Below are 25,441 nucleotides of genomic sequence, written 5' to 3' on the forward strand. Positions count from 1 at the left end.
GTTTTAATCCGATTTGGAGATCAATCGTGACCTTGGAACGCCTGCGTATCTTCGTCGCCGTCGCCGAGCGTGACCATGTGACGGCGGCGGCAAGGGCGCTGAACCTGACGCAGTCGGCGGTGTCGAATGCTCTGGCAGCTCTGGAAGCCGAGCATGACGTGCGGCTGTTCGATCGGGTCGGGCGGGGCGTGGTGCTGAACGAGACCGGCCGCGCCTTCCTGCCCGAGGCCAAGGCGGTGCTGGCGCGGGCTGCGGCGGCCGAGGCGGCGCTGGCGGACATGAGCGCCCTGCGGCGCGGGCGGCTGGCGGTGTTCGCCAGCCAGACCATCGCCAGCTACTGGCTGCCGCGCCGGCTGGTGGATTTCCACACGGCCTATCCTGGCGTCGAACTGGCGGTCGAGATCGGCAACACGCGCGAGGCGGCGCAGGCGGTGCTGAGCGGCGCCGCCGAGATCGGCCTGGTCGAGGGGGCGGTGGAGGAGTCGGCCCTGTCGCAGGTTCAGGTGGGGTCGGATCGGCTGGCCGTACTAGTCACGCCGGATCATCCGTGGGCGACGCGACGTCGGCTGGACGCGAAGGATTTGTCGGACCAGCCCTGGGTGTTGCGCGAAGTCGGCTCTGGCACGCGATCGACGCTGGAGGCGGCGGTGCGGGACATCGGGGTCGATCCCGCGACCCTGTCGGTGTCGATGACCCTGCCGTCGAACGAGGCCGTGCTGGCGGCGGCCGAGGCGGGGGCGGGGGCCACGGCCCTGTCGGAAAGCGTGGCCTATGCGTCGGTGGCCGCCGGGCGGCTGGTGACGGCGCCCTTCACCCTGCCGGAGCGGCCGTTCCGCCTGTTACGACACCGCGAACGGTATCGCAGCCGGGCCGGCGACGTGTTCGTCGAGGCGATGGGCTAGGGCCACTTCACCACCGGCGGCATGGACGACAGGATCGAATCGACGTTCCCGCCGGTCTTCAGCCCGAACATGGTGCCGCGGTCGTAGAGCAGGTTGAACTCGACGTAGCGGCCCCGGCGGATCAGCTGTTCCTCGCGCTCCTCGACCGTCCAGGGCTCGGCCATGCGAGCGGCGACGATGCGGGGATAGACGTCCAGGAAGGCCAGGCCGATGTCGCGGGTGAAGGCGAAGTCTCGGTCATAGTCGCCGCTGTCGTGATGGTCGTAGAAGACGCCGCCGGTGCCGCGCGGCTCCTTGCGGTGGGGCAGGTAGAAATACTCGTCACACCATGCCTTGTATTTGGCGTGCCAGGTCGGGTCGTGGGCGTCGCAGGCGGCCTGCATGGCGGCGTGGAAGGCCACGGTGTCAGGGTGATCCTGACGACGATCCGCCATCAGCACGGGCGTCAGGTCGCCGCCGCCGCCGAACCAGCTCTTGGTCGTGGCGATGAAGCGGGTGTTCATGTGGACGGCCGGAATGCGCGGGCTGACGGGGTGGCAGATCAGGCTGATCCCCGTCGCGAAGAAGCGCGGATCGACGTCGGCGCCGGGCACGTTCTTGGCGTAGTCAGCGGGAAAGGCGCCATGCACCGTCGAGACGTGGACGCCGACCTTTTCGAACAGCCGGCCGTGCATCATGCCCATGACGCCCCCGCCGCCCTCGGGCCGCTCCCATCCGGTGCGCACGAAGCGACCGGGTTCGCCGGGGAACAGGTCGGCGGGGGCTGCATCCTCCAGCGCCTCGAAGGCGGCATGGATGCGGTCGCGCAGATGTTCGAACCATGCGCGGGTCTCGACCTTCTTCAGGTCGAGCGGATCGGTGAAGACGGCGTCGCTCATGGCGCGCTTGAACCACGTCGCGGCAGCGGCGTCATCCGGACAGGTTGTCATAAGCAGAATCGCGGGCGCTAATGGCTGTCTGCCGTTTTCAGGAAGCCCGCCCATGATCCGCCGTCTCCTTTCCGTCGCCGTCGCCTCGCTCGCGCTGGGAGGGGCGGTTCAGGCCCAGGACGCCGAGGAGGCGCGGGTGATGGAGATTTTGAAGACCACGCCGCTGATCGACGGGCACAACGACCTGCCTTGGGCGCTGCGACAGCAGTATGGGAATGACGTTTACGCCGTTGATCTGACGAGGAATCTGGCGGCGTCGACCAAACTGCATACCGATATCGCGCGCCTGCGGGCCGGGGGCGTCGGAGGGCAGTTCTGGTCCGTCTATGTGCCTGCCAGCCTGACGCCGCTGGAGGCGGTCGAGGAAACCTTCGAGCAGATCGACACGGCCAAACGCATCATCGCCGCCCATCCCGATACCTTCGGCCTGGCGACCACGGCGGACGAGGTGGATGCGGTGTTCAAATCGGGCCGGATCGCCAGCCTGATCGGGATGGAGGGCGGCTATTCGATCGACGATTCCCTGGCCCTGTTGCGGGAGTTCTACCGAGCCGGCGCGCGCTACATGACCCTGACCCACTCCAAGACCACGACCTGGGCCGACAGCGCGACGGACGCGCCGAAATGGGGCGGGCTCAGCCCGTCCGGCGAGGCGGTGGTCAAAGAGATGAATCGGCTGGGCATGATGGTCGACCTCAGCCACGTCTCCGAGGAGACGATGCTGGACGCCATGCGCGTGTCCGATGCGCCGGTGATCTTCTCTCATTCGTCGGCGCGGGCGGTCACGGATCATCCGCGCAACGTGCCGGATCGGGTGCTGCGAATGATGCCGCAGGACGGCGGCATCGTGATGATCAACCTGGCGCCCGGTTTCGTGTCCGAGGCGGTGCGGGCCTGGAACGGGGCCAAGGCGGGCGAGGAGGCGCGGCTGAAGACCCTGAACCCCGGCGATCCCGGCGCGGTGGAGGCCGGGCTGACCGCCTGGACCGCCGCCAATCCGACGCCCCAAGCGACGCTGGCCGACGTGGTGGCGCATATCCAGCATGTGCGAGAGGTCGCAGGCATCGACCACGTCGGCCTGGGCGCTGACTTCGACGGTATCGGCAGCCTGCCGGAAGGCATGGGCGGGGTGGACGCCTATCCACGCATCCTGGCGGCCCTGATGGCGGCGGGCTGGAGCGAGGCCGACATCCGCAAGATCGCCGGCGAGAACCTGCTTCGGGTCATGCGGGAGGTCGAGGCCGTCGCGGCGTCAAAGTCCGGCGAACGGCCTTCGATGGCGCGGCTGGAGCCCGCGTCGGCTCAGAACTAACCGACCCCGCCCGTCTGGCGCAGGCCTTCCCACAGGGCGATTCCGGCGGTGACCGACAGGTTCAGCGAGCGGGCGTCGGGCCTCAGCGGCACGACGACACGCGCGTTGGCGGCGGCGTGGACATAGTCGGGGGCGCCGGCGCTTTCCTTGCCGAACAGCAGGGTATCGTCGGGCTGGAAGACGAAATCGGGCAGGGGAGTCGCGCCCTTGGTCGTAAGCAGCACCAGCCGCCCGGCCGGACGATCCGCCTGGAAGGCCTCCCAGTCGGCGTGGCGGGTCATGTGGGACAGCGGGCCGTAGTCGAGGGCCGCGCGCTTCATGGCGCGGTCGTCGAAACGGAAGCCCGTCGGCTCGATCACATGCAGATCGACGCCGAAACAGGCCGACAATCGGATGCAGGCTCCGACGTTCTGAGGAATGTCCGGTTGAAAAAGGGCGAGACGCATTCTAAGGCCTGACATACGCGCGGCGAGGGGGTTTGTCGCGGTCTGTTTGCGAGCGTTTCGCAAGAAACGTCAGCAGCTTGCGTCCAACGCGGCGCAAGTCACGGGCCGTCGGGGATTCCCGGCGTCTTTTGTTGGTTCGTGCCGTGGCTGGGGACGCCCTTGGGGGTCTTCTGCGGCGTTCGAGAGGTGGAAACGTGGCCGAATCGGTCGTGCATACGGAAGACGGTCACAGCCCTGAGGGCGGTGATCCCAATCGTCGGGACTTTATCTACATTGCGGCGGGCGCCGCAGCGGTCGGCGCGGGCGCCATGATCGCCTGGCCGCTGATCAACCAGATGAATCCGGCGGCCGATACGCTGGCGCTGGCGTCGATCGAGTTCGACCTGACCAAGGTTCAGGAAGGCCAGCAGGTCGTCATCAAATGGCAGGGCAAGCCGGTGTTCGTGCGTTACCGCACCCCGGCCGAGCTGCAGAAGGTCATCGCGGACGATCACGCTCCGGACCTGAAACAGCCCCAGACCGACGCCGAGCGCACCAAGCCGGGTCACGAGAAATATCTGGTCGTCATCGGTTCGTGTACGCACCTGGGTTGCGTGCCGACCTTTGGCGCGGGCGATTACGGCGGCTGGTTCTGCCCCTGCCACGGCTCGCACTACGACGCTTCCGGCCGCATTCGTAAGGGGCCGGCGCCTCTGAACCTGGTGGTGCCGGAATACGATTATCTGTCCGACACCCGCGTCAAGATCGGCTGAGGACCAAGGGGGAATCATGAGCGATCACGAGAGCACCTACGTCCCGAAGACGGGCGTCGAGAAGTGGCTGGACACCCGGCTGCCGATCATCCGTTTCGGCGCGGACTACATGTCCCTGCCGACGCCGCGGAACCTGAACTACTGGTGGACCTTCGGCGGCATCCTGGCCCTGTGCCTGATGACGCAGATCGTCACCGGCATCGTCCTGGCCATGCACTATACGCCGAACGTCGATCTGGCCTTCGCCTCGGTCGAGCGCATCATGCGCGACGTGAACGGCGGCTGGCTGATCCGTTATGTCCACGCCAACGGCGCGTCGATGTTCTTCATCGCCGTCTATCTGCACATGCTGCGCGGCCTCTACTACGGCTCGTACAAGGCGCCGCGCGAGATGATCTGGATCATCGGCTGCGTGATCTTCTTCCTGATGATCGCCACCGCCTTCCTGGGCTACGTCCTGCCGTGGGGCCAGATGTCGTTCTGGGGCGCTGAAGTCATCACCAACCTGATCGGCGCCATCCCGGTGCTGGGCGAGCCGATCCTGATCTGGCTGCGCGGTGGGCCGGCGATCGACAATGCGACGCTGAACCGCTTCTTCTCGCTGCACTATCTGCTGCCGTTCGCGATCTTGGGCTGCGTCGTGCTGCACCTTTGGGCGCTGCACTCGGCCGGTCAGAACAACCCGGTCGGCATCCTGATCCCGAAGGATCGGGAGAAGAAGGACACGCTGCCCTTCCACCCGTATTTCACTGTCAAGGACGGCTTTGCGATCATCCTGTTCCTGATCCTGTTCGCCATCTTCGTCTTCTATCAGCCGAACGCGCTGGGCCACGCCGACAACTACATCCCGGCTAACCCGCTGCAGACGCCGGCGCACATCGTGCCCGAGTGGTACATGCTGCCCTTCTACGCGATCCTGCGCGCCATTCCGGACAAGTTCGGCGGCGTGGTGGCGATGTTCAGCGCCATCGGCGTGCTGTTCGTCCTGCCTTGGCTGGATACGTCGAAGGTGCGCTCGATGCGCTATCGCCCGACGATGCGGACCTTCTTCATCATCTTCCTGGTGGTGGGCGTGGGCCTGGGCTGGTGCGGTGGTCAGCTGCCTGACGCGCCGGTGATCGGGTCGTTCAAGACCTTCACCCTGATCGACGGCGACCTGAACTCCTACTTGTGGCTGACGCGGGTCTTCACCCTCTACTACTTCGTCTTCTTCCTGATCATCATGCCGTTGGTCGGGTTGAAGGAGCAGCCGCTGCCGATCCCGGCGACGATCTCCGAGCCGGTCCTGACCGGCGCCGGCGCCGTCGAGCACAAGGTCTGAAAATCATGACGATTGGAATGAAGACCGTGTCGTTCAAGACGATCATCGCCTCGGCCGCGATTGCGCTGGGTCTGTTGAGCGCGGCCGCTCCCGCCATGGCGGCGGGCGCTGCGGCCCATCCGCGCTCGGGCGGATTCAGCTTCGAAGGGCCGTTCGGCACCTATGACCAGGGCCAGCTGCAACGCGGCTACAAGGTCTATCACGAGGTCTGCGCCGCCTGTCACAGCATGAACCTGATGCACTATCGGAACCTGGGCGACCGTCATGGGCCGTTCTGGAATCCGAAGTATCCGAACCCGAACGACAACCCCGTCGTGAAGGCTCTGGCCAAGGAAAACCAGGTCGGCGACATCGACAGCGAGACCGGCGAGGCGATCCAGCGTGACGCCACGCCCGCCGACAAGTTCCGCGCCCCCTATCCTAACGCCACGGCGGCGGCGGCGGGCAATGGCGGCGCCGCGCCGCCCGACCTTTCGGTCATGGCCAAGGCCCGTCACGACGGCGCGAACTACATCTATTCGCTGCTGTCGGGCTACAAGGCCGCGCCGGCCGGCCTGCAGATCCGCGACGGCCAGCACTACAACCCCTATATGGCCGGCGACCTGACGCCGTTCTGGACGGGCGACCACAAGGACGTTCCGCCCGGCGGCTTCATCGCCATGCCGCCGCCGCTTCAGAACAGTCAGGTGACCTATGACGACGGCTCGCCTCAGACGGTCGATCAATACGCCAAGGACGTCGCGGCCTTCATCGCCTGGACGTCCGAGCCGAAGATGGTCGAGCGCAAGCAGGCCGGTCTGAGCGTGATGATCTATCTGCTGCTGTTCGCCGGCATCACCTATGTCGCCTACCGTCGCATCTGGAAGGGCGTCGCCCACTAAGGGCATCGCCGCCGGATCGAAATCGTAGGCCCGCCGAGGTTCGCCTCGGCGGGCTTTTTCGTTTGCGGATCATGTTTGGTACGGCCCGAAGCCGTTGTGTGCACTGTCTGAAGTTGATTTTCATCGCCTTGAGGTAGCGCGTGTTTGCAACCTGTGTCTAAATCGCTGACGAACTTCGGGAGGTGACAATGCTTACAACTGTTCTCGGCTTTGCGATGACAGTTTCCGCCGCGCAGCCGAACACCACACCAAGTCCCTCGAACTCTCAGGTCATCTACGCGGTCGGCGGCCTTGCGCGTTTTGAAGACAACGACCGTCGCCTGATTGTCGAAAACGAGCGGCGTGATCAAATCCAGCGTTGGCGGCAGGTGGTCATCAACCAGCGCTTCGAGCTGGCTGACAAACTCGACCGTTTGATCGCCAGCGGCGATTGCGAAGCTGCGAGGAATCTGGCCGTCAGTGGTGGTTATGCCGACATTCGCGAGGCCGTGATAAAAACCTGCGACGCTCGCGAGAGCCCCGTGGCACGCTAACGGAAGGCTCGTTTGTGTCGACAGCTGGATGATCGCCCCCTAGGGTCGCGCATCGTTTCTGGCTGTGGGGCCTTCAGTTCATGCGTCTTGTCTCTTCTTTCGCCGCTCTTTTGTTGGCGAGCGCCGCCTTGTCCGCCTGCGCCACGGCGTCCAATCCCGCTGCGGTTCATACCGTCCCGACGTTCGATGCGGCGCGCATCTCGCAGGACATCAAGACGTTATCGGACGACAGTTTCGAGGGCAGGGGCATCGCCACCCCGGCCGAGGAAAAGGTCATCCGCTATCTGAGCGAAGGCTACGCCGCCGCCGGGTTCGAGCCGGGCGGGCCGAACGGTCAATGGACGCAGGACGTGATCCTTAACCGCTTCACCCAGTCCAATGTGCGCGCTTCGCTGAAGCTGGGCGACTGGACCCTGCCGATGACCCAAGGGCGCGAGGTCGCCATCTCGACCCGCCGCCCGGCTGAACACGTCAGCCTGAAGGACGCCCCGCTGGTCTTCGTCGGCTATGGCATCAATGCGCCCGAGCGGCAGTGGAACGACTTCAAGGGCCAGGACCTGCGAGGCAAGATCCTGGTGGTGCTGGTCAATGACGCCGACTTTGAGGAGCCGGCGCTGAACACCTTCGGCGGTAAGGCCATGACCTATTACGGCCGCTGGACCTACAAATACGAAGAGGCGGCCAAACAGGGCGCGGCGGGCGTGCTGATCGTGCACGAGACGGCGCCGGCGTCTTACGGCTGGCAGACGGTCGCCAACTCCTGGGGCGTGTCGCAGTTCGACATCCTGCGCCAAAATGCGGCGGCGGAGCGCGTGCCGATGGAGGGCTGGATCCAGCGTGACGTGGCGGTCGACCTGTTCCGTCGCGCGGGTCTGGATTTCGACGCGCTGAAGGTCCAGGCGCGCAGCCGTGACTTCCAGCCGGTCGCCTTGCCCGGCGCATCCTTCTCGACCGAGTTCGACGTGGCCACCAATCAGGTCACCAGCCACAACGTCATCGCCCGCCTGCCGGGCGCGACTCATCCGGACGAGACGATCCTCTATACCGCCCACTGGGATCACATCGGCATGGGCGAGCCGGATGCGACCGGCGATCGCATCTTCAACGGGGCGGTGGACAATGCCTCGGGCACGGCGGGGCTGCTGGAACTGGCGCGCATGTTCGGTCGCGCGCCGCGCACCGAGCGCTCGATCGTGATGATCAGCTTCACCGGCGAGGAAAGCGGCCTGCTGGGCTCGGAATACTATGCGGTGAACCCGGTCTATCCGCTGGCCAAGACGGTGGGCGGGTTCAACATGGACTCCATGAACGTCTATGGCCGCGTCACGGGGCTGGGCGTCACCGGATATGGCCAGTCGGACTTCGACGAGCGTCTGGCGGCGGCGGCCCAGCCGCAAGGGCGAGCACTGGTCCCGGACTACGAGAATGCGGCCGGCACCTATTACCGTTCGGACCACTTCCCGCTGGCCAAGCGCGGCGTGCCGATGGCCTATGCCGGCAGCCGGGGCGAATTCCGCGACGAGCCGATCGCCGCGCGCGAGGCGGCGCGGTCGGAATACGGCGCCAAACGCTATCACCAGGCGGCGGACGAATGGTCGCCCGACTGGGACTACAGCGGCATGATCGAGGACCTGACCGTCTTCTACGATGTCGGTCGCGCCCTGGCGAACGGTCGCGACTGGCCGCAGTGGAAGTCGGGCTCAGAGTTCGCGCCGGTGCGCGCCACGACCGCGTCCGAACGCCGCTAGTCTTTTCACACATCAAGATGGGGCGGGGAGGAATCTCCACCCATTTGCCATTTCGCCTGTCGAGTCAGTTCAATGATCCATCGCCGTTCACCCCTGGTCGCCCTTGCGGCGCTTGCGCTCACCGCCTGCGCGACGACGCCGGTCGCATCGCCGGCGCCCAAGCTGGACGCCTTCGCCGTCGCCTCGGCCGCGACGCCTCAGTTCAGCGCCCAGCGCCTGTCGGACCACATCAAATATCTGGCGTCGGACGAGTTGGAGGGACGGTTTCCCGGCCTGATCGGCGAACAGCTGACCCTGGCCTATCTGCAGGCGCAATACGAGGCGATGGGGCTGGAGCCGGGCGGGCGCGACGGATCGTGGCTGCAGCCCGTCGATCTGGTGCGATTCACGCCGGAGCGGGCGCCGACGGCGTCCTGGACAGGGGCGGACGGCATGGCGCATCCGCTGGTTTCGGGGACGGACATCACCCTGCGCGCCGGGTCGGCGGAACCGGTCGTGACGGCCGAGGCGCCGCTGGTCTTCGCCGGTTACGGCATTTCGGGCCCGACCTGGGACGACTATGGCAATGCGGACCTGACCGGCAAGGTCGTGGTCATTCTGCGCGGCCAGCCGACGGTGATGGGCGAGGACCCCAACTTCTACGGCTCGACCACGCACAAGACCCAGGAGGCGTTGAAGCGCGGAGCCGTGGGCGTCATTACGCTTCAGGATCAGGACAACCGCTGGCGTCGCGCCGTGGGAGGCGCGACCCGGCCGCAGATGACGGTCAAGGGCGCGCAGGACCCGCGTTTTAGCGGATCCATCAACATGGCCACGGCGACGGCGATCGGCGGCACGCCCCTGGAAGCTGCCGTCGAGCGGGCGAAAACGACCGCCTTGGGGGGCGTTCTGGATCTGGGCGCGCGTCTCAGCGTCGATATCGCCGAGACGACCGAAGTCATCCACTCCAACAACCTGCTGGCCAAGATTCCCGGCACCGAGCGGCCTGACGAATACGTCTTCTATTCCGCCCACTGGGATCACGTCGGCAAGGCCCGGACGCCGAACGCCGAGGGCGACGACATCTTCAACGGCGCTTGGGACAATGCGTCGGGGACGGCCGGTCTGATCGAGATGGCGCGGGCGTTCAAGGCTGGACCGGCGCCGAAGCGCACCGTGGTCTTCTTGCACGTCACGGCCGAGGAGCAGGGGCTGCTGGGGTCGGAAGCCTATGCCGCCGATCCGGTCTATCCGCTTGCCATGACGGCGGCGGACATCAACATTGACATGCTGCCTTTTACGCCCGCAACGCGTGACGTGGCGGTGTTCGGGGTCGGCAAGTCGGAGCTGGAGGATATCCTGGGCCGGTTCGCCGCCGTACAGGGGCGGGTGGTGACGGGCGACGGCTATCCGGAGGAAGGCTTCTACTACCGCTCCGACCACTTCAACTTCGCGGCCGGCGGGGTGCCGGCCCTGATGCCGTGGACGGGCCGTGATTTCGTCGAGGGCGGGATCGAGGCGGGCAAGCCCTATTACGAGGGCGCGATGGCCAAATACTATCACAAGCTGACCGACGAATGGCGGGCCGACTATGATTTCACGGCCGCCTTGCAGAACCTGGACCTGCTGTATCGGCTGGGGCTGACGGTGGCCGACAGGGAGAGCTGGCCTGCGTGGAAGCCGACGGCCGAGTTCAACGCCATCCGCGACCGCACGGCCGATCAGAGGCGCTAGGCCTCAGGCCGCGCCGAACGGATAGGGGCTGACGGACTTGGACCAGTCATCGACCGCCAGCGGGCGGTCGATGGGGGCGGCGGCGCGTTCGGCGCACGGGTGGCGGTGGCACAGGCGGCAGGCCGGGCCGATGGGCGTGACCTCGGGGTTCTGCAGGTCCATGCCGTGGGCGTAGGCCAGACGATGCGCATGACGCAGTTCGCAGCCCAAGCCGACGGCGAGGTCGTGGTGCTCGCCATAGCCGTCGTGGCCTTGCCGCTCGACCGTGCGGGCGAAGGTGAACCAGCGGCCGCCATCTGGAGTCTCGATGATCTGGGTGACGATGCGGCCGGGCGTGCGGAAGGCCGAATGCAGCCGCCAGCGCGGGCAGGCGCCGCCGAAACGCGAGAAGGGAAAGGCGCCGGCCGCATAGCGTTTGGAGATGTTGCCCGCCTGATCGACCCGCATCAGGAAGAAGGGCACGCCGCGCGCGGTGGGGCGCGACAGGGTGGTCAGGCGGTGCGCGGCCTGTTCGTAGCTGACGCCGAACCGGGCCTGGAGCCGAGCCAGGTCATAGCGCGTCTCTTCCGCCGCCCGCTGGAAGGCGGCGTAGGGCATCAGGGTCGCGGCGGCGAGCGTGTTGGTCAGGGCGACCTTCAGCAGCGATCGAGTGGGCGCGTCCGGGGCGTTCGAGGCCTCTGCCAGCGCGTTGAGCGCCGGCCCTTGCTCGGCCAGGGCCAGTTGATAGGCGATGGCAAAGGCACGCGAGGACGGCCCCAGGGTTTCCGACAGCAGCAGACGGCGGCGGTGCAGGTCGTAGCGGCGGGTCCAATCCACCATGACCTCGGCCGGCAGGGTGCGAACGCCCAGATCGTGCCTGGCCGCCAGCCGATGGCGCGCGGCGGGTTCGAAGCCGTCGGCGTGGGCGGGCGCCTCGGCGGACAGGGCGTCGGACAGGGCCTCGCCCATCTGGTCCAGTTCGGGGAAATGGTTGCCGCGCGACTGGATGTATTCGCGCACCCATTCGGCGGGACTGGTCTCGATCGGGCTTTCGCCCGTCTCGGCGGCGGCGCGTGCGCGCGTGCGGCCGTCGTCGAAAGCCTGATAAAGGCGCAGCAGTGCGTCGGCGACGCCAGGCGCCTCTTCCAAGAGTTGCACCAGTTCATGCCGGGGCGCGGACAGACCCTTGAACAACGGGTCGGTCAGGATTTCCGTGAGACGCGCCTCGTCCGCCGCGCCGCCCTGGTTCAGGGCGCGCAGATCGACGTCATAGGTGTCGGCCAGTCGCAGCAACAGCTGGGCTGAGACCGGGCGCTGGTTGCGCTCTATGTGATTGAGATAGCTTGGAGAAACGTCCAGATCGGCGGCCATCGCCGTCTGGGTCAGGCCCAAGTCACGTCGTAGCCGCTTGAGCCGGGCGCCCAGAAACAGCTTGCGATCAGCGGCGGCGTTCATCGTCGGATAATGTCACAACATGACTGAATAAGCAAAGTCATAGTATGACAAGATGACTTCATTGATGGGGTTGGATATGTATCAGTTTTGACCGGCGCGTGTTCTTGTCTCCGACACGGCGGCTGCGGCCGCGCCCTTCAGAGACCGAGTTCGACCATGACCACCTTCGCCGATCTGGTGCCTTCGCCCGCCGGCCGTTTCGACGGCATCGAGCGCCCCTACACCCCTGAGGACGTCCTGCGCCTGCGCGGCTCGGTGCCGATCACCCATACGCTGGCGGAGCGCGGGGCCAACCGCCTGTGGCAGTTGCTGCACGACGAGCCCTTTATCAATGCGCTGGGCGCCGTGACCGGCAACCAGGCTATGCAGATGGTCCGCGCGGGTCTGAAGGCCATCTATCTGTCGGGCTGGCAGGTCGCGGCCGACGCCAATACGGCCGGCGCCATGTACCCGGACCAGTCGCTGTACCCGGCCAACGCCGCGCCGGAACTGTGCCGCCGCATCAACCGCACCCTGCAACGCGCCGATCAGATCGAGCATGCCGAGGGCGGGGCCAAGCGCGATTGGTTCGTTCCCATCGTCGCCGACGCGGAAGCCGGTTTCGGCGGGCCGCTGAACAGCTTCGAAATCATGAAGGCCTTCATCGAGGCGGGCGCGGCCGGCGTCCACTTCGAGGATCAGCTGGCGTCCGAGAAGAAGTGCGGCCACCTGGGCGGCAAGGTTCTGATCCCGACCCAGGCGCATGAGCGCAATCTGGTCGCCGCGCGTCTGGCCGCCGACGTCATGGGCACGCCGACGATCACGGTGGCTCGGACCGACGCCGAGAGCGCGCAACTGATCACCTCGGATATCGACGAGCGGGACCAGCCCTTCATCGATCGGGACAACCGCACGCCTGAGGGCTTCTTCCGCCTGAAGGAAGGCACGGGTCTAGACCACTGCATCGCGCGGGGCCTGTCCTACGCCAATATCGCCGACCTGCTGTGGTGGGAGACGTCGCACCCGGATCTGGACGACGCCAAGAAGTTCGCGGAGGCCATCCAGAAGGCCCATCCGGGCAAGCTGATGGCCTATAACTGCTCGCCGTCCTTCAACTGGAAGGCCAAGCTGGATGACGCCACCATCGCCAAGTTCCAGCGGGAGCTGGGGGCCATGGGCTACAAGTTCCAGTTCGTGACCCTGGCCGGCTTCCACAGCCTGAACAACGCGATGTTCGAACTGGCGGACGGTTATCGCGATCGCGGCATGGCGGCCTATTCGGAGCTGCAACAGCGCGAGTTCGCCAACGAGGCCATCGGCTACACCGCCACGCGTCACCAACGCGAAGTCGGCACCGGCTATTTCGACCAGGTCGCCACGGTCATCTCCAACGGCACGTCCTCGACGACGGCGCTGAAGGACTCGACCGAGACCGCCCAGTTCACCCACGCGGCTTAAACCGGAAAGGAATCCGCAAATGGAACCGCTGACCCGAACCGAAGCCATCATCGACTTCTGCCTGGCGCCCCTGGCGCTCGACACCGGCACGGAGGCCGAACGTGAGGTGCGTCGGCGCATGACGCACGTGCTGAGGACCTATCAAGCCAAGACCGCGACGCCCGTCGCCGTGGACTTCTCGTCCATGCCGTCACAGGTCATCAACGAAGCGGCGCACGGTTACGAATAGGCCGCTCGCCCACGAAAAAGGCCCGCTCCGATCGCTCGGAGCGGGCCTTGCTCTGTTCGAAGTCGCTTAGCGTGACGGCGTCGTGTTCAGCGATTGGGTGGTCGCAACCGCCGGGGTCGGAACAGGCGTCGCTTGCGGGACGGTGACGGAGATAGGCGTGCGCGCCGGCGCGGCTCCGGTTTCCTGAGGGTCGCCGACGACGATGGTGGTGATCTGCGTCGCCTCGGTGGTGCAGGTCGCCAGGTCGCGGGTGATGTGACGGCCCAGGCAGAAGATGTCCTCGTAGCTGGGGCGCGAGGCGGCCAGGCACTGGAACAGCATCAGCTTGGACATATCCATGCAGAACTCGCTGTTCGGCTCGTGCGTCAGAGCCTCGGTATTGACCCGGGCCTCGTCGCCGCCGGCGCCGAGCGCGCCCAGAGCCGCGATGGCCAGAGAGCGGACGACGGCGGGGGTGTAGGGCGGGCCCTTGCGCGAAGGCTCAAGGCCCAAGCCCGTGCCGCTGTTGGCGGCGGCGAACAAGCGGCTCGATTCCTCGGGCGACGGCAGCATCTTCACGGCCGACAGGGTCTTTGCACTTTCCAGCCGCACTTCGCGGTTCGGAATCGGCGTGATGGCCCAGCGGCGGCGGGGATCGCTGCGGCCCTGGATGGTGTAGGCGTCCTGCTCGATCGCCTCGGCGATGGCGCGCATGGCGATGGCGTCCTTGCCGACGGTCGCCGAGATCAGACCAGCGGCCGCATCGGCGCCGGGCAGGGTGGCGGCGTAGGCCGGATCGGCGACGATCTGGGCGACCATGCGCTGACGTTGCGCCGGATCGATCGCATACTGCTGTACGCCGGCGACGAACTCGGGCGACTGCAGGGCGATGATGGCGCCGTATGCGATCAGCCCCCGCGACAACTGGTCGGCGTCATAGGCCGAACCCTTGCGCAGGGCGGCCTGGATCGATTCCGCATCGGGGAAGCCGCCCGGCTGGATCGTCTGGGCTTCACGCAGGAAGGCGACGTAGATCGCGGCGGCGTCCGCCACGCCCTGGTTCAGCGACACGGGGGGCGGCTTGCGAGCGGCCAGTTCGGCCGCCAGACGCTGGGCTTCCAGCTCGGCCTTCGAGGGTCCGCTCTCGCAACTGGCGAGCAGGACAGCGGCGGCGAGGGCGGCGGCCGACAGACCGCGGCTCAGTAGGGCCGTTTTCATGGAGACTTCCTCAGGCGAATACGCGCGCAAAAAGCGCCAATACTGTTGGCGCTTATAAGGCGGGCCTTATGGTTATCCGAAGGTTAATCGAACAGTTTCGACACCGATTCTTCGTTCGCGATCCGTCGGATAGCCTCTCCGACCAGCGGAGCCACGGAAACCGCTCGGATTTTCGGGCAGTTCAAAACTTCGTGGGGTTGCTCGATGGAGTTGGTGATCACCAGCTCCTTCAGCGGGCCGTCGGTGATGCGCTGGACGGCGGGGCCGGACAGGACGCCGTGGCTGATATAGGCCGAGACCTCGGTCGCGCCCTGATTGATCAGGGCCTTGGCGGCGTTGACCAGGGTGCCGCCCGAATCGACGATGTCGTCGAACAGGATGCAGCGGCGGCCCTGAACGTCGCCGATGATGTTCATGACCTCGCTCTCGCCCGCCTTGGGCCGGCGCTTGTCGACGATGGCCAGGTCGGCGTCCAGGCGGCTGGCCAGCGAACGGGCGCGCACCACGCCACCGACGTCGGGCGAGACGATCATCAGGTCGTCGCCGCGGGCGTAGTTTTCCTTGATGTCCTGCGCCAGCACGGGGGTCGCGACCAGATTGTCGGTCGGAATGTCGAAGAAACCCTGGATCTGACCGGCGTGCAGATCCATCGTCAGAACGCGGTCGGCGCCGGCGCGGGTGATCAGATTGGCCACCAGTTTGGCCGAGATCGGCGTGCGGCCGCCGGTCTTACGGTCCTGACGCGCATAGCCGAAATAAGGAATGACGGCCGTGATCCGTTTCGCCGAGGCCCGCACCAGGGCGTCGGTGATGATCAGCAGCTCCATCAGGTTGTCGTTGGCCGGATATGAGGTCGATTGCAGGATGAAGACGTCCTCTCCGCGGACGTTTTCCTCAATGATGGCGAAGACCTCGTTGTCGGCGAACCGCTTGACCTGGGCCTTGGTCAGGGGCGCATCCAGGTGGTCGGCGATCGCCTGGGACAGTGCGCGGTTGGAGTTGCCTGAGAGCAGCTTCATCGGCCGGTCATCCTTTCGCCGTCATCCGCCCCCCATGAACGGCGGTCGGTTGGCGCGCTCTTTACCAGTGGAGCCGGGCAGGGCAAGTCGTATGCTGAGTTTTCCTCGGCATGGCGCGGCTCGGTTGCGGGTGCTAGAGGTCGCCGCGTTGGTTTCCGGGGAACGGCTTCAGGGCCGTCCTTCACACGTCATGGGGTCGTCCTTGTCCGCTTCTAAGTTCCGTTCCGGCATGGTGCTGATGGCCGCGGCGCTCGCCGCAGTGACGATTTCAGGCTGCTCGGGCACCAAGCGTCCCAAGCTGGCCTATGAGGAACGTCCGGTCGAGGCGCTCTACAACACCGGCTATGATCGGCTGCAGCAGCGCCGCTGGTCCGACGCCGTGGACTATTTCCAGGAAGTCGAACGCCAGCATCCCTATTCGGACTGGGCGCGTCGTTCGATCCTGATGCAGATCTACGCCTACTATCAGAATAACGCCTATGCCGACGCCATCGCGGCGGCCGACCGGTTCATCCAGCTGTTCCCCGGCAATCCGTCGGCGTCGTACGCCTTCTACATGAAGGCGGTCTGCAACTTTGAGCAGATCACCGATGTGGGGCGCGATCAGGGTTACGCCACCGCCGCCCTGGCCGGTCTGAAGGATGTCTCGCGCCGCTATCCGGGCACGCCCTATGCCTCGGACGCCGCCGTCAAGATCGACATGGTCAACGACCAGCTGGCCGGCAAGGAAATGAACATCGGCCGCTACTATCAGCGCGCCAACCAGCCGCTGGCGGCCCTGAACCGCTACAAGGCCGTGATCGCCAACCCGGACTTCCAGCGCACCTCGCATACGCCCGAAGCCCTGTATCGCCTGGTCGAGGTCAACCTTCAGCTGGGTCTGAAGGAAGAGGCGACGCGCAACGGCGCAGTGCTGGGCTACAACTACCCGGGCAGCCCCTGGTACGCCGAGGCCTATGCGCTGCTGACCGAAAATGGTCAGACGCCGGACAAGGTGCCCGAGGGCAAGCGCGAAAGCTGGCTGCAGCGGATCATTCCGGGCTGATCACGCGACGGCTTGTGCAATCCGGCGGGGATCGGGATTCTGTCGGTCATGATTCGTTCCGCCGGCGCCTGACGCGATGCTGACCGCCCTTTCCATTCGTGACGTCGTCCTGGTGGACGTGCTCGATCTCGAGGTCGAGAATGGCCTGACCGTGCTGACTGGCGAAACCGGGGCCGGCAAGTCGATCATTCTGGACGCGCTTGGCCTGGCGCTCGGCGGGCGCGGCGATGCAGGCCTGGTGCGTAATGGCGCCAAACAGGCGGTTGCCACCGCCGTCTTCTCCGCTCCCGATGATCCCGATCTGCTGGCCCTGATCGCCGACAAGGGGTTCGAGGTTCAGCCGGGCGAAGAGCTGATCCTGCGCCGCGTCTTGGGCGCCGACGGTCGCAGCCGGGCCTACGTCAACGATCAGCCGGCCGGTGTGACCGCCGTGCGCGAGATCGGCGCGGCCCTGGTCGAGGTGCACGGACAGCATGAGACGGTGGGCCTGCTGGACTGGCGAACGCACCGCGCGTCGCTGGACGCCTATGGCGGGCTGCAGCCGCAGTTGTCTGCGGTCGCCTCGGCCTCCGCCAAGCTCAAGGCCGCCGAGGCCAAGCTGGCCGAGCTGAAGGCGCAGGCGGCGGACGCCGATGCGCGGCGCGAAGAGATCAGCTTGAACCTGTCCGAGCTGGATGCGCTGGATCCGCGCGCCGACGAAGAGACGGAGCTAGCGGGCGAACGCGCCCTGCTGGGCGCCGCCGAAAAGGCCATCGCGGATTTGGGCGACGCGCGCACTCAGCTTGGCGGCGACAAGCTGAGCCAGAAGCTGGGCGCGGCGTTGAGGGCCGTCGAACATGCGCGCCAGAGGGCAGGGCAAGCGGGGGCCGAGGGCGATCATCCGGTCATCGTCAAACTGTCGGCCGCCGTGGAGGCGATCGACCGCACCATGGTCGAGGCGGCGGAAGCCCTCGCCGCCGTGGACGCCGCCGCCGACGCCTTCGACTATGAGCCCGGCCGTCTGGACAAGGCCGAGGAGCGTCTGTTCGCCCTGCGCGCCGCCGCCCGCAAGCTGCACACCACTGTCGATGCCCTGCCGACCCTGCGCATTCGCCTGCGCGAGCAGCTTCGGCTGATCGAAGATGGGGAGGAGGCGCTGACCAATGCCGGGCGCGAGGCGGCCGAGGCGGCGGAAGCCTATGATCTAGCGGCCACTTTCCTGACCTCGGCGCGGGAAGCGGCCGCCGAACGGCTGACCGCCGCCGTCATGGGCGAGTTGGGCCCGCTGAAGCTGGAGCGCGCGCGGTTCCGCGTCGCGCTGGAGCCGATCGAGGGCCGACGCGGGCCGGACGGCGTCGAGACGGTGCGGTTCCAGATCGCCACCAACGCCGGAACCGACTTCGGCCCGCTGGACGCCATCGCCTCGGGCGGCGAACTGGCGCGTTTCGCCCTCGCGATGAAGGCCGCTCTCGCGAGCCGCGAGGACATGCGTCAGCCCGTGATGATCTTCGACGAGGTCGATCAGGGCGTCGGCGGCGCGGTCGCCGAGGCCGTCGGTTCACGCTTGAAACGCCTGTCGAACGGCGCCCAGGTCCTGGTCGTGACCCACAGCCCCCAGGTCGCCGCGCGCGGCCATGCCCACTGGAAGGTGATGAAGGCCGACCGCGACGGCCTGACCACCACCACCGTCGTTGCCCTGGACGATCAGCGCCGTCAGGAGGAGATCGCGCGCATGTTGTCCGGGGCTGAGATCACCGACGAAGCCCGCGCGGCGGCGCGGGCTTTGATCGGATAAGACAAAACCCCCGGAGCGCATGCTCCGGGGGCCGCCAAAATCAACTCAGGATCAGTTGGGCTTGGCGCCGGCGTTGGCCGAGCCGTTTGCGCTGGCGCCGGCCGACAGCGCTACGCCGCCGCGTGAGGCGGAAGCCGAACCGTTGGCCGAGCCCGAGCTGGCCGCGTCGCCGCGCGACGTCGAGGCGGAGCTGGATGCGTCGCCCGAAGCCGAGCCGGAGACCGAGGCGGAGTTCACGGTCGACGCGGCGCCTTGGGCCAGACCAGACGCGCGATCACGTGCGGCGCCGGCGGTGGTTTGAGCCGCGCCGACCGTCGTCGCCGCCGTGGAGGCTGCGGCGTCGCCGGTGCGGGCCGCCGTGGCCTCAGCGCGGGCGCGGGCCTGTTGAGCGCGGCGTTCGGCACGGGTCAGGGTGGACGTCGCGCGGTCGGTGACGCGCGAACTGTCCAGCGAACCGCCCAGGTTTCCGGTCAGGGAGCCGGCGCCCGTCGCGCCGCCGGTCAGGCCCCCGACTTGGCCGCCCAGGCTGCCGCCGAGATTGCCGCCCAGACCGCCCGAGCCGCCCAGGATCTGAGCCTGCGAGGCACCGGCCAGCATCAGGCCGAAGGCGACGGTCGCGGTCATCAGGGTCTTTTTCATCGTCGTATCTCCTGTTGTTCCGGGCTTTGATCGCCCTCACAGGGTCCAACGACGGCGTCGGTCGGTTTCATCCCGGCAGACGAATCTTTTTTACGACGCCAGACTGCCGCGCGCGCCGACAGCGGCCGGCGGGGTGCGCAGGGAGAGGCCCACAACCCCTTGGCCATAGACGGCGTCGCGGCCGGATGCGCCGGCGTCGACCGCGGTCAACCCTTGGCGGCCGGACTTGCCGATCAGGCCTGCGACCAGCGGCGCGGCGAAGGAGGTGCCGCGCACCGAAACGAAACTGCCGGCGCGTCCGGCGGCGGCCATGTCGGCGCCCGGCGCGGCGTAATCGACCTGATCTCCGCGCCCCGCTTCGGGAAGGACGCGGCCCTGGGCGTTGACGGCGGTGACGCCGATGACCTGGGGATAGGCGGCGGGGTAGAGGGGCGGGGCGGCGGGGCCGTCGTTTCCGACCGCAGCGACCAGGATGACGCCGCGCCGCTGCGCCGCCGAAACCGCGCGTTCAATCAGAGCGTTGCGCGGCCCGACCAGACTGATGTTCACGACGGCGACGTGACGTTCGACCATCCAGGCCAGGGCCGAGGCCAAGGCTGTCGCCGACCCGCCGGCGGCGCGGCCGCCGTAGATGTCGGCGACCAAAAGCGCCGCGCCGGGATCGCCGCCCTTGAAGACCCCCGCATCCCCGACCATCAGCGATGCGACCGCTGTGCCGTGCGCGCCCATCTGCGGCGGGCCGGAAAAGCCGCGTTGTTCTATGGCCAATCGGGCCAGGGCCGGGTGGGTCGCTTCGACGCCTGTGTCGATCAGTCCAAGGCGGGCGCCCGGCGCGGCGCCGTTCGTCTGTGCGGGAGCGGGCGTCGCGAGAGGTGCGGCCGCCATTCCGGCAGGAGAGGCGACATGGTTGAAGGTGATCTCCGCGCCGGGAGCCAAGTCACGAAGCCTCCGCACCGCGCGATCCAGAGACAGGCGACGTGGCGGCGCCAAGACCACGATCGACAGGTCGAGCGCGTCGAGACGCTCTTCGCGCAGAACGGTGAAGCCCGCAGCCAGAGCCTGTTCCCGCGCGTCCTGCGGCAAATCAACCGCCACGACTTCGCCCGTCACAACGGGCCAGCCGTCGGGATCCGTCTGGAGCGCGCCGCGCGAGCTTCGGACCATATCAGTCAGGCGGGCGGGCGCTCTGAGCGCATCCTCGACGGTATCGCGCGTCAGACCTTCAAGCGTTCCCCTTTGCGGAATGCGATCGGTCAGGCCTGAAGGCAGCGACGGAAGGGAGGACGGGAGGCCGATCTGCGCCACGGCCGGCGAGGCGACCGCGCAAGCCACAAGCGTCGCCGCCATCCATCCGATCGTCAGCCGGTTCAAAATCACCCGATCCGCTCCTTGCGCCGTCTTGCATCGTCAGGCGATCCATTCGCCTATGCCCATTCGCTTGTGACAAGGGATGAAACGCGCCGCGCCGCGCGTTTCATCCCTCATGACAGAGGAACACGCGTGGACGAATTTCAGACGGAGTTGGTGGCGATGCTTCCGCGCCTTCGCCGGTTCGCGCGCGTTCTGCGGCCCCAGGACGCCGACGCTCAGGACTTGGTGCAACAAACGGTCGAGCGCGCTCTGGCCTCTCGAAAGGGGTTCAGGGCCGGCACGCGGTTGGACAGTTGGGCGTTCACGATCATGAGACGGATCGCCATAGACGACGGTCGAAAGGCCCAGCGGTGGTCGCGTGTCGTCTCGCCCGAGGACGACGCCACGCCGCGGGCGCCCGATCCGGCCCAGGCCGGCGAGGGGTTGCGCACCGACGCCCTGGAAGCGCGCGACGCCATCGACGCCCTGCCGGAAGATCAGCGTCAGGCCGTGGCTCTGGTCCTGATCGAGGGCCTGTCCTACGCCGAGGCGGCGCAGGTTCTGGGCGTGCCTGCCGGCACATTGACCAGCCGACTGGTGCGGGGCCGCCAGGCCCTGGTCGAAATTCTCGCCGCCCAAGGAATAACCGGATGACCCGCTACGACGACGAAACCCTGATGCGGCGGATCGACGGCGAAATGCCGGTCGTCGAGCGCGAGCGGATCGATGCGGCGGCTGCAAGCGACGCCGATCTGGCGGCTCGGCTGGCGGCGCTGCGGACAACCAGCGCCGCTGCGCGCGCGGCCTTCCCGATCCAGAGCGATGCGCGCGATGCGGATCTGGCCCGGCTCATCATGGCGTCGGGCGCCGCGCCGACGAAAAGCGCAGGCTGGAAGCTCTGGCTCGGCCAAGTCTTTGCGCCCCGGTCGGCCGTCATCTGGGGCGGTCTGGCGACGACGGCCTTCGTCGCTGGCCTATTGATTGCGCCGTCGCTGAACGGGTCGACCGGGTTCGCCCTGACAAGCGACGGCGCCGTGGCGGACGCAGGGCTGGTGCGGGTGCTCAACACGGGCCTGGCGGCCGACGGCGCCGACGACCAAGGGCGGGCGGTCGGACTGACGTTCCGGAACGCCGAAGGACGCTGGTGTCGGACGTTCACCGCCACGCAGGACAGTGTCGCAGGGCTGGTCTGTCGCCAAGGCGAAGACTGGCGGCTTCAGGCGCTGGCGCCGGCGGGGTCTCCGGGCGGTGAAATCCGTACGGCCTCGAGCGACACGCCAGCCGTCGTGCTTGCGGCTGTCGATACGACCATCGCCGGAGACGCTGTGGACACCGCCGCCGAACGCCGCGCGCGCGACGACGGTTGGCGTTAGGCGCCCAGGATCCAGCCTTCTTCCTGTTCGACCTGGGCGATCAGCTCAGGCGTGGCGTCCTTGGGCGGGGCGAACGCCTTGGCCAAGTCGCCGGCCTCGTCCATCCGGGCGAGGGCCTCGGCCGTGGAGCGAACCTGGGCCTGGTCCTTGAACTCACCGGGTTGAGGCTTGGTCTCGTGCATCGACGGCCAGACCTCGACAACCAGGGCCGACAAGGGTTCCACGTCATCGGGGGTCAGCGCGCGCCAGCCGGTGCCGAAGGGCCAGACGGCGCCTGACGGGCCGAGGCTTTCCAGAAGCCGCCGCACAGCCGGGATGCCGACCAGGGTCTGGCCGCCCACGGCGCCGGCGCCGTGCATCTGCCACACGCTCTTGGGCTGAAGCCGGCCCTTGCGAGCCGCGTTTTCGGTGGCGCGGAACTCGGGGATGTCGGCGCCGGAGCCTGCGGGCGGTTTGGTCGTGGTCAACCAGCGCTGGGCCTGTTTGGCCGGCGCGCCCCACAGAGGCCAGGCCTCGTCGGTCATCAGCCGGTTCATCTTGGCCGCGACCTGATAGCGGTTGTTGGTGTTGTCGGGTTTGTCCACGACGTTGGAGGCGATGAATTTCCACATCAGCTGCCACGGGGCCTGCCCCGCCGTCCCGTCAAGCTTCAGGCGCGCAGCCGTGCCGGCGGGATAGCCGAAGTTGAAATCCAGCCCGACCAGCACCCGGTCGCCGCGCTTTCTGTGGTCCGCCAGAATCGAGGCCAGCAGGGCTTCGCCTTCGGCCCGGGTCGCGACATTGTGCGTCTCGGTATAGAGGCGGAAACGCACGTCGCGCTTGGCCACGCCGATCCACAGCGAGGTGTCGCCGAGCTTCTTGGTTTCGGCGGCTGTCCAGTCGGCGACGATATAGGCGTCGAAAAGGCGGGCCAAGGCGGCCTCCCTGATAAAGGCGTGTCGGATAGGAGTGAGCCGGGCTTCTAACGCCGCATCGCGGCGACTGAAAGGCCCATGCGGCGTCTCAGCCCTTCAGCAGGGCTTCCAGATGCGACAACCAGCGGCGGCCGAGACGAAGCGCCTCGCCGGGCGACCCCGTCTGAACGGGCAGGGCGGCGTCCCACAGGGCCAGCTCGAACTCCGGGTGGCGGGCGTCGGCGAACATCAGGCGCAGCACGACCTGTTCGGCGTCGGGGGCCAGCACGTCCAGCGACTTGCGCGCCTCGCCCCGGCGGATGCGGGCGACGACGTGGCCGTCCACGATGATCTCTCCCCCCTCGACCTCATCGAAGGCGTAGACCAGGCCATGGGCGCCGTTGGCCCAAAGCACGACGACCTGTTCGACGTCGAAGTTCAGGGCGCAGGCGCGACCTTCGCCCGGCGACAAGGCCTCGACCTCTGGCGCGGCGCCCAGGGTCTTGAGCATGGCGCGGTGCAGGCGGCGCGGCGGCTCCATCCACCACGACAGCGCCAGGGCCAGGGTCGTCAGCAGGGCCGCCGCGAGGGCGATCAGCAGCACCACCCGCAAGACGTCGGCCATGGTCGTCAGGCCTCTAGATCAATGTCGACCACCACGGGAACGTGGTCGCTGGGTTTTTCCATGTCCCGGGCGTCGCGATGGGTCTCGATCCCCCGGAACCGGTCGGCGGCCTGTGGCGACAGCAGGGCGAAGTCGATGCGGATGCCGTGGTCCCGCTGCCAGGCGCCGGCCTGATAGTCCCAGAAGGTGTAGGTGCCGGCCGGTTCGCCGCCGATCTCGTGCGCGTCGGCCAGGCCCAGATTCTTCAGAGCGCGGAAAGCCTGACGGCTCTGAGGCTGGAACAGGGCGTCGTCGGTCCAGGCGGCCGGGTTCTTGGCGTCCTCGGCCTCGGGGATGACGTTGTAGTCGCCGCACAGGGCCAGCGGCTCCTCGAACGCCAGCAGATCCCGGGCATGGCGGTTGAACCGATCGAACCAGGCGAGTTTGTAATCGAACTTCTCGGTCCCGATCGGATTGCCGTTCGGCAGATAGATGGCGCCGACGCGAATGGGCCGGGGCGCCTCGACCAGGGCCTCGATATAGCGCGCCTGTTCGTCGGTCTCGTCGCCGGGCAGGCCGCGTCGGATGTCGGACAGCGGATACTTCGACAGCAGGGCGACGCCGTTGTAGCTCTTCTGCCCGTGGGTCTCGACATTGTAGCCCAGGCTCTCGAAAGCCTCGCGCGGGAACTTCTCGTCCACGCATTTGATCTCCTGGAAACAGGCGACGTCGGGGGCGGCCTGCTCCAGCCACGCCAGCACGGTGGGCAGGCGGGCGTTGACGGAGTTCACGTTCCAGGTGGCGATGCGCATGACGGCGACGCTAGGCTGCGTCTCGGTTTTGGAAAAGAGGGCGCAAAAGAAAAGGGCCGCCGGATCGCTCCGACGGCCCTTCGATCAGTCTTTTGGCTGGCTTAGAGGCGACCGCCGGCGGGCGCCGCAGCAGTGGCCGGAGCCGTCGTCAGCTTGCAGCCGCCGCCGATCCGCTGGGCGGTGGCGCAAGGGTAGATTTGCTGAACCGCGTTTTCGGCGTTCAAGCGAGCGATGACGCCGTCGGCCCCTTCACACTTGGCTTCATAGAACATGCCGTTTGCGTTCTGCCCCATCAGACGGGCTTCGACGACGTTGCAGGATGCGGCTTCCGAGCCCGCGAGGAGCGTTTTTACGAAGGTGGCGTTTTCGGCCGTGGTCGTGAATTCGCAGGCGCCGTTCTCGGCCAGGACCTGAAGGCACGGGGTCTTGCTCCAAACGCCGGCGTCTTGCCTGATCCAGAAGCCCGGACCGTCGGAGCACCCGATTTCGTAGACGACAACACCGCCGTTGGACTGTCCCAGCACCTTGGTCTGATCGACCGCACAAGGAACGCCGGCCTGTTGAGCGTATTCGCGCAAGAACTTGTCGGTGTCGGTGTTGGCGGCGATCGTGCATTGTAGGCCGACATCGGCGGCGGGATCGCGTTCACGTGCCACGCGCGCCGAATAGGCGAGCGCAATGCAGCTGGTCGCGGACGGTGGTGTCTTCGATTCGATGATGAAGCCAGGACCCGTGGCGCAGGCTACCTCATACACCGACGTCTTGTCGGCGGTTTGCCCAAGCAGCTTGGCTTCACTGACCTGACAGTTGGCGCTGGCCAAGGTGGCTTGTTGCTGCGCGGCCGCCAAAATCTCTTCCGCCGTGGGTGGCGCCGGTTGACGCTCGCGTCGCGGTTGGTTGTTGCTGGGGCGCTGAACACGCGAGGGTGTCACCCGTTCGCTGGGGGCTTCGATCCCGTTTCGAGATCCTGCAGGCCCATACCCCGTTGACGGCGTCGTTTGCGCAAAGGCAGACACGGAAATCGCGCTGAAAACGAGCGCTGTCGCTGCGGCGAATATTCGAGCTTTCATATCGACACCCAGATTTGTCACTACCGAC

At 67.1% G+C, this 25,441-nt stretch carries 25 protein-coding genes; 14 read left to right on the forward strand and 11 right to left on the reverse strand.

Annotated elements, in window-relative coordinates:
* Positions 1-26: 26 nt before the first annotated feature.
* The gene (locus A4249_RS02540; RefSeq protein WP_066550748.1) at positions 27-902 is read left to right on the forward strand and encodes a LysR family transcriptional regulator; all 876 of its coding nucleotides are present in this window, start codon (positions 27-29) and stop codon (positions 900-902) included.
* Here A4249_RS02540 and hemF read toward each other — a convergent pair.
* Positions 899-1,780, reverse strand: a complete 882-nt coding sequence (hemF, locus tag A4249_RS02545; protein WP_066554691.1) for an oxygen-dependent coproporphyrinogen oxidase — start codon at positions 1,778-1,780, stop codon at positions 899-901. The genes A4249_RS02540 and hemF overlap by 4 nt on opposite strands.
* 103 nt (positions 1,781-1,883) lie before the next feature.
* On the opposite strand from hemF, the gene A4249_RS02550 reads away from it, so the two are divergent.
* Positions 1,884-3,143, forward strand: coding sequence for a dipeptidase (locus A4249_RS02550; RefSeq protein ID WP_066550750.1), 1,260 nt, complete (start codon positions 1,884-1,886; stop codon positions 3,141-3,143).
* On the opposite strand, the gene A4249_RS02555 is transcribed toward A4249_RS02550, so the two are convergent.
* Positions 3,140-3,589, reverse strand: a complete 450-nt coding sequence (locus A4249_RS02555) for a tRNA (cytidine(34)-2'-O)-methyltransferase (protein ID WP_066550753.1) — start codon at positions 3,587-3,589, stop codon at positions 3,140-3,142. The genes A4249_RS02550 and A4249_RS02555 overlap by 4 nt on opposite strands.
* A gap of 194 nt (positions 3,590-3,783) precedes the next feature.
* Between A4249_RS02555 and petA the strand changes: the two genes are divergently transcribed.
* The 6 genes from petA (at position 3,784) to A4249_RS02585 (ending at position 10,537) form a co-directional block, all read left to right on the forward strand.
* Positions 3,784-4,341: a ubiquinol-cytochrome c reductase iron-sulfur subunit gene (petA, locus tag A4249_RS02560; RefSeq protein ID WP_045810115.1), complete on the forward strand. Its 558-nt coding sequence runs from the start codon at positions 3,784-3,786 to the stop codon at positions 4,339-4,341.
* Positions 4,342-4,357: 16 nt separating this feature from the next.
* Positions 4,358-5,662, forward strand: a complete 1,305-nt coding sequence (locus tag A4249_RS02565) for a cytochrome b (RefSeq protein WP_039245598.1) — start codon at positions 4,358-4,360, stop codon at positions 5,660-5,662.
* A gap of 5 nt (positions 5,663-5,667) precedes the next feature.
* Positions 5,668-6,543, forward strand: coding sequence for a cytochrome c1 (locus A4249_RS02570; protein WP_231868758.1), 876 nt, complete (start codon positions 5,668-5,670; stop codon positions 6,541-6,543).
* A 188-nt stretch (positions 6,544-6,731) separates the two neighbouring features.
* Positions 6,732-7,076 carry a hypothetical protein gene (locus A4249_RS02575; RefSeq protein ID WP_156494617.1) on the forward strand — a complete coding sequence of 115 codons (345 nt, stop codon included), beginning with the start codon at positions 6,732-6,734 and terminating at the stop codon, positions 7,074-7,076.
* An 80-nt stretch (positions 7,077-7,156) separates the two neighbouring features.
* Positions 7,157-8,824 (forward strand): M28 family metallopeptidase, encoded by a 1,668-nt coding sequence (locus A4249_RS02580; protein WP_066550767.1) that lies wholly within the window; start codon positions 7,157-7,159, stop codon positions 8,822-8,824.
* Between the two features lie 72 nt (positions 8,825-8,896).
* Positions 8,897-10,537, forward strand: coding sequence for a M28 family peptidase (locus A4249_RS02585; RefSeq protein WP_066550769.1), 1,641 nt, complete (start codon positions 8,897-8,899; stop codon positions 10,535-10,537).
* A 3-nt stretch (positions 10,538-10,540) separates the two neighbouring features.
* Here the strand turns inward: A4249_RS02585 and A4249_RS02590 are convergent, their stop codons facing one another.
* A complete protein-coding gene (locus A4249_RS02590) occupies positions 10,541-11,971 on the reverse strand; it encodes a helix-turn-helix domain-containing protein (protein ID WP_066550772.1) in 1,431 nt (476 codons plus the stop codon).
* Between the two features lie 156 nt (positions 11,972-12,127).
* On the opposite strand from A4249_RS02590, the gene aceA reads away from it, so the two are divergent.
* The gene (gene aceA / locus A4249_RS02595; RefSeq protein ID WP_066550775.1) at positions 12,128-13,408 is read left to right on the forward strand and encodes an isocitrate lyase; all 1,281 of its coding nucleotides are present in this window, start codon (positions 12,128-12,130) and stop codon (positions 13,406-13,408) included.
* A gap of 19 nt (positions 13,409-13,427) precedes the next feature.
* The gene (locus A4249_RS02600; RefSeq protein ID WP_066550777.1) at positions 13,428-13,637 is read left to right on the forward strand and encodes a hypothetical protein; all 210 of its coding nucleotides are present in this window, start codon (positions 13,428-13,430) and stop codon (positions 13,635-13,637) included.
* Between the two features lie 66 nt (positions 13,638-13,703).
* Here the strand turns inward: A4249_RS02600 and A4249_RS02605 are convergent, their stop codons facing one another.
* Positions 13,704-14,834, reverse strand: coding sequence for a hypothetical protein (locus A4249_RS02605; RefSeq protein WP_066550779.1), 1,131 nt, complete (start codon positions 14,832-14,834; stop codon positions 13,704-13,706).
* Positions 14,835-14,917: 83 nt separating this feature from the next.
* Positions 14,918-15,853, reverse strand: coding sequence for a ribose-phosphate pyrophosphokinase (locus A4249_RS02610; RefSeq protein ID WP_066550780.1), 936 nt, complete (start codon positions 15,851-15,853; stop codon positions 14,918-14,920).
* 190 nt (positions 15,854-16,043) lie between these two features.
* On the opposite strand from A4249_RS02610, the gene A4249_RS02615 reads away from it, so the two are divergent.
* A complete protein-coding gene (locus tag A4249_RS02615) occupies positions 16,044-16,898 on the forward strand; it encodes an outer membrane protein assembly factor BamD (protein ID WP_066550783.1) in 855 nt (284 codons plus the stop codon).
* Between the two features lie 76 nt (positions 16,899-16,974).
* Positions 16,975-18,672, forward strand: coding sequence for a DNA repair protein RecN (gene recN / locus A4249_RS02620; RefSeq protein WP_066550788.1), 1,698 nt, complete (start codon positions 16,975-16,977; stop codon positions 18,670-18,672).
* Positions 18,673-18,723: 51 nt separating this feature from the next.
* Here recN and A4249_RS02625 read toward each other — a convergent pair whose 3' ends face one another.
* Complete coding sequence (locus A4249_RS02625; RefSeq protein WP_066550790.1) at positions 18,724-19,311, reverse strand: hypothetical protein; 588 nt, start codon at positions 19,309-19,311, stop codon at positions 18,724-18,726.
* A 90-nt stretch (positions 19,312-19,401) separates the two neighbouring features.
* A complete protein-coding gene (locus A4249_RS02630; protein ID WP_066554693.1) occupies positions 19,402-20,658 on the reverse strand; it encodes a S8 family serine peptidase in 1,257 nt (418 codons plus the stop codon).
* Positions 20,659-20,841: 183 nt separating this feature from the next.
* Between A4249_RS02630 and A4249_RS02635 the strand changes: the two genes are divergently transcribed.
* Complete coding sequence (locus A4249_RS02635) at positions 20,842-21,315, forward strand: RNA polymerase sigma factor (RefSeq protein WP_066554695.1); 474 nt, start codon at positions 20,842-20,844, stop codon at positions 21,313-21,315.
* Positions 21,312-22,034, forward strand: coding sequence for a hypothetical protein (locus A4249_RS02640; RefSeq protein ID WP_066550792.1), 723 nt, complete (start codon positions 21,312-21,314; stop codon positions 22,032-22,034). Before A4249_RS02635 ends, A4249_RS02640 begins: the two co-directional genes overlap by 4 nt.
* Here the strand turns inward: A4249_RS02640 and A4249_RS02645 are convergent.
* From A4249_RS02645 to A4249_RS02660, 4 genes are all read right to left on the reverse strand, one after another.
* Positions 22,031-22,948: a cobalamin biosynthesis protein CbiG gene (locus A4249_RS02645; protein WP_066550793.1), complete on the reverse strand. Its 918-nt coding sequence runs from the start codon at positions 22,946-22,948 to the stop codon at positions 22,031-22,033. The genes A4249_RS02640 and A4249_RS02645 overlap by 4 nt on opposite strands.
* An 88-nt stretch (positions 22,949-23,036) precedes the next feature.
* Entirely contained in the window at positions 23,037-23,552 is a 516-nt protein-coding gene (locus tag A4249_RS02650; protein WP_055753176.1) for a hypothetical protein, read from the reverse strand.
* Positions 23,553-23,557: 5 nt separating this feature from the next.
* Positions 23,558-24,343 (reverse strand): exodeoxyribonuclease III, encoded by a 786-nt coding sequence (gene xth, locus A4249_RS02655; protein ID WP_066550795.1) that lies wholly within the window; start codon positions 24,341-24,343, stop codon positions 23,558-23,560.
* 101 nt (positions 24,344-24,444) lie between these two features.
* Entirely contained in the window at positions 24,445-25,434 is a 990-nt protein-coding gene (locus A4249_RS02660; protein WP_231868759.1) for a hypothetical protein, read from the reverse strand.
* Positions 25,435-25,441: the final 7 nt, after the last annotated feature.

The sequence above is a fragment of the Brevundimonas sp. GW460-12-10-14-LB2 genome, from assembly GCF_001636925.1.
GTDB lineage: Bacteria > Pseudomonadota > Alphaproteobacteria > Caulobacterales > Caulobacteraceae > Brevundimonas > Brevundimonas vesicularis.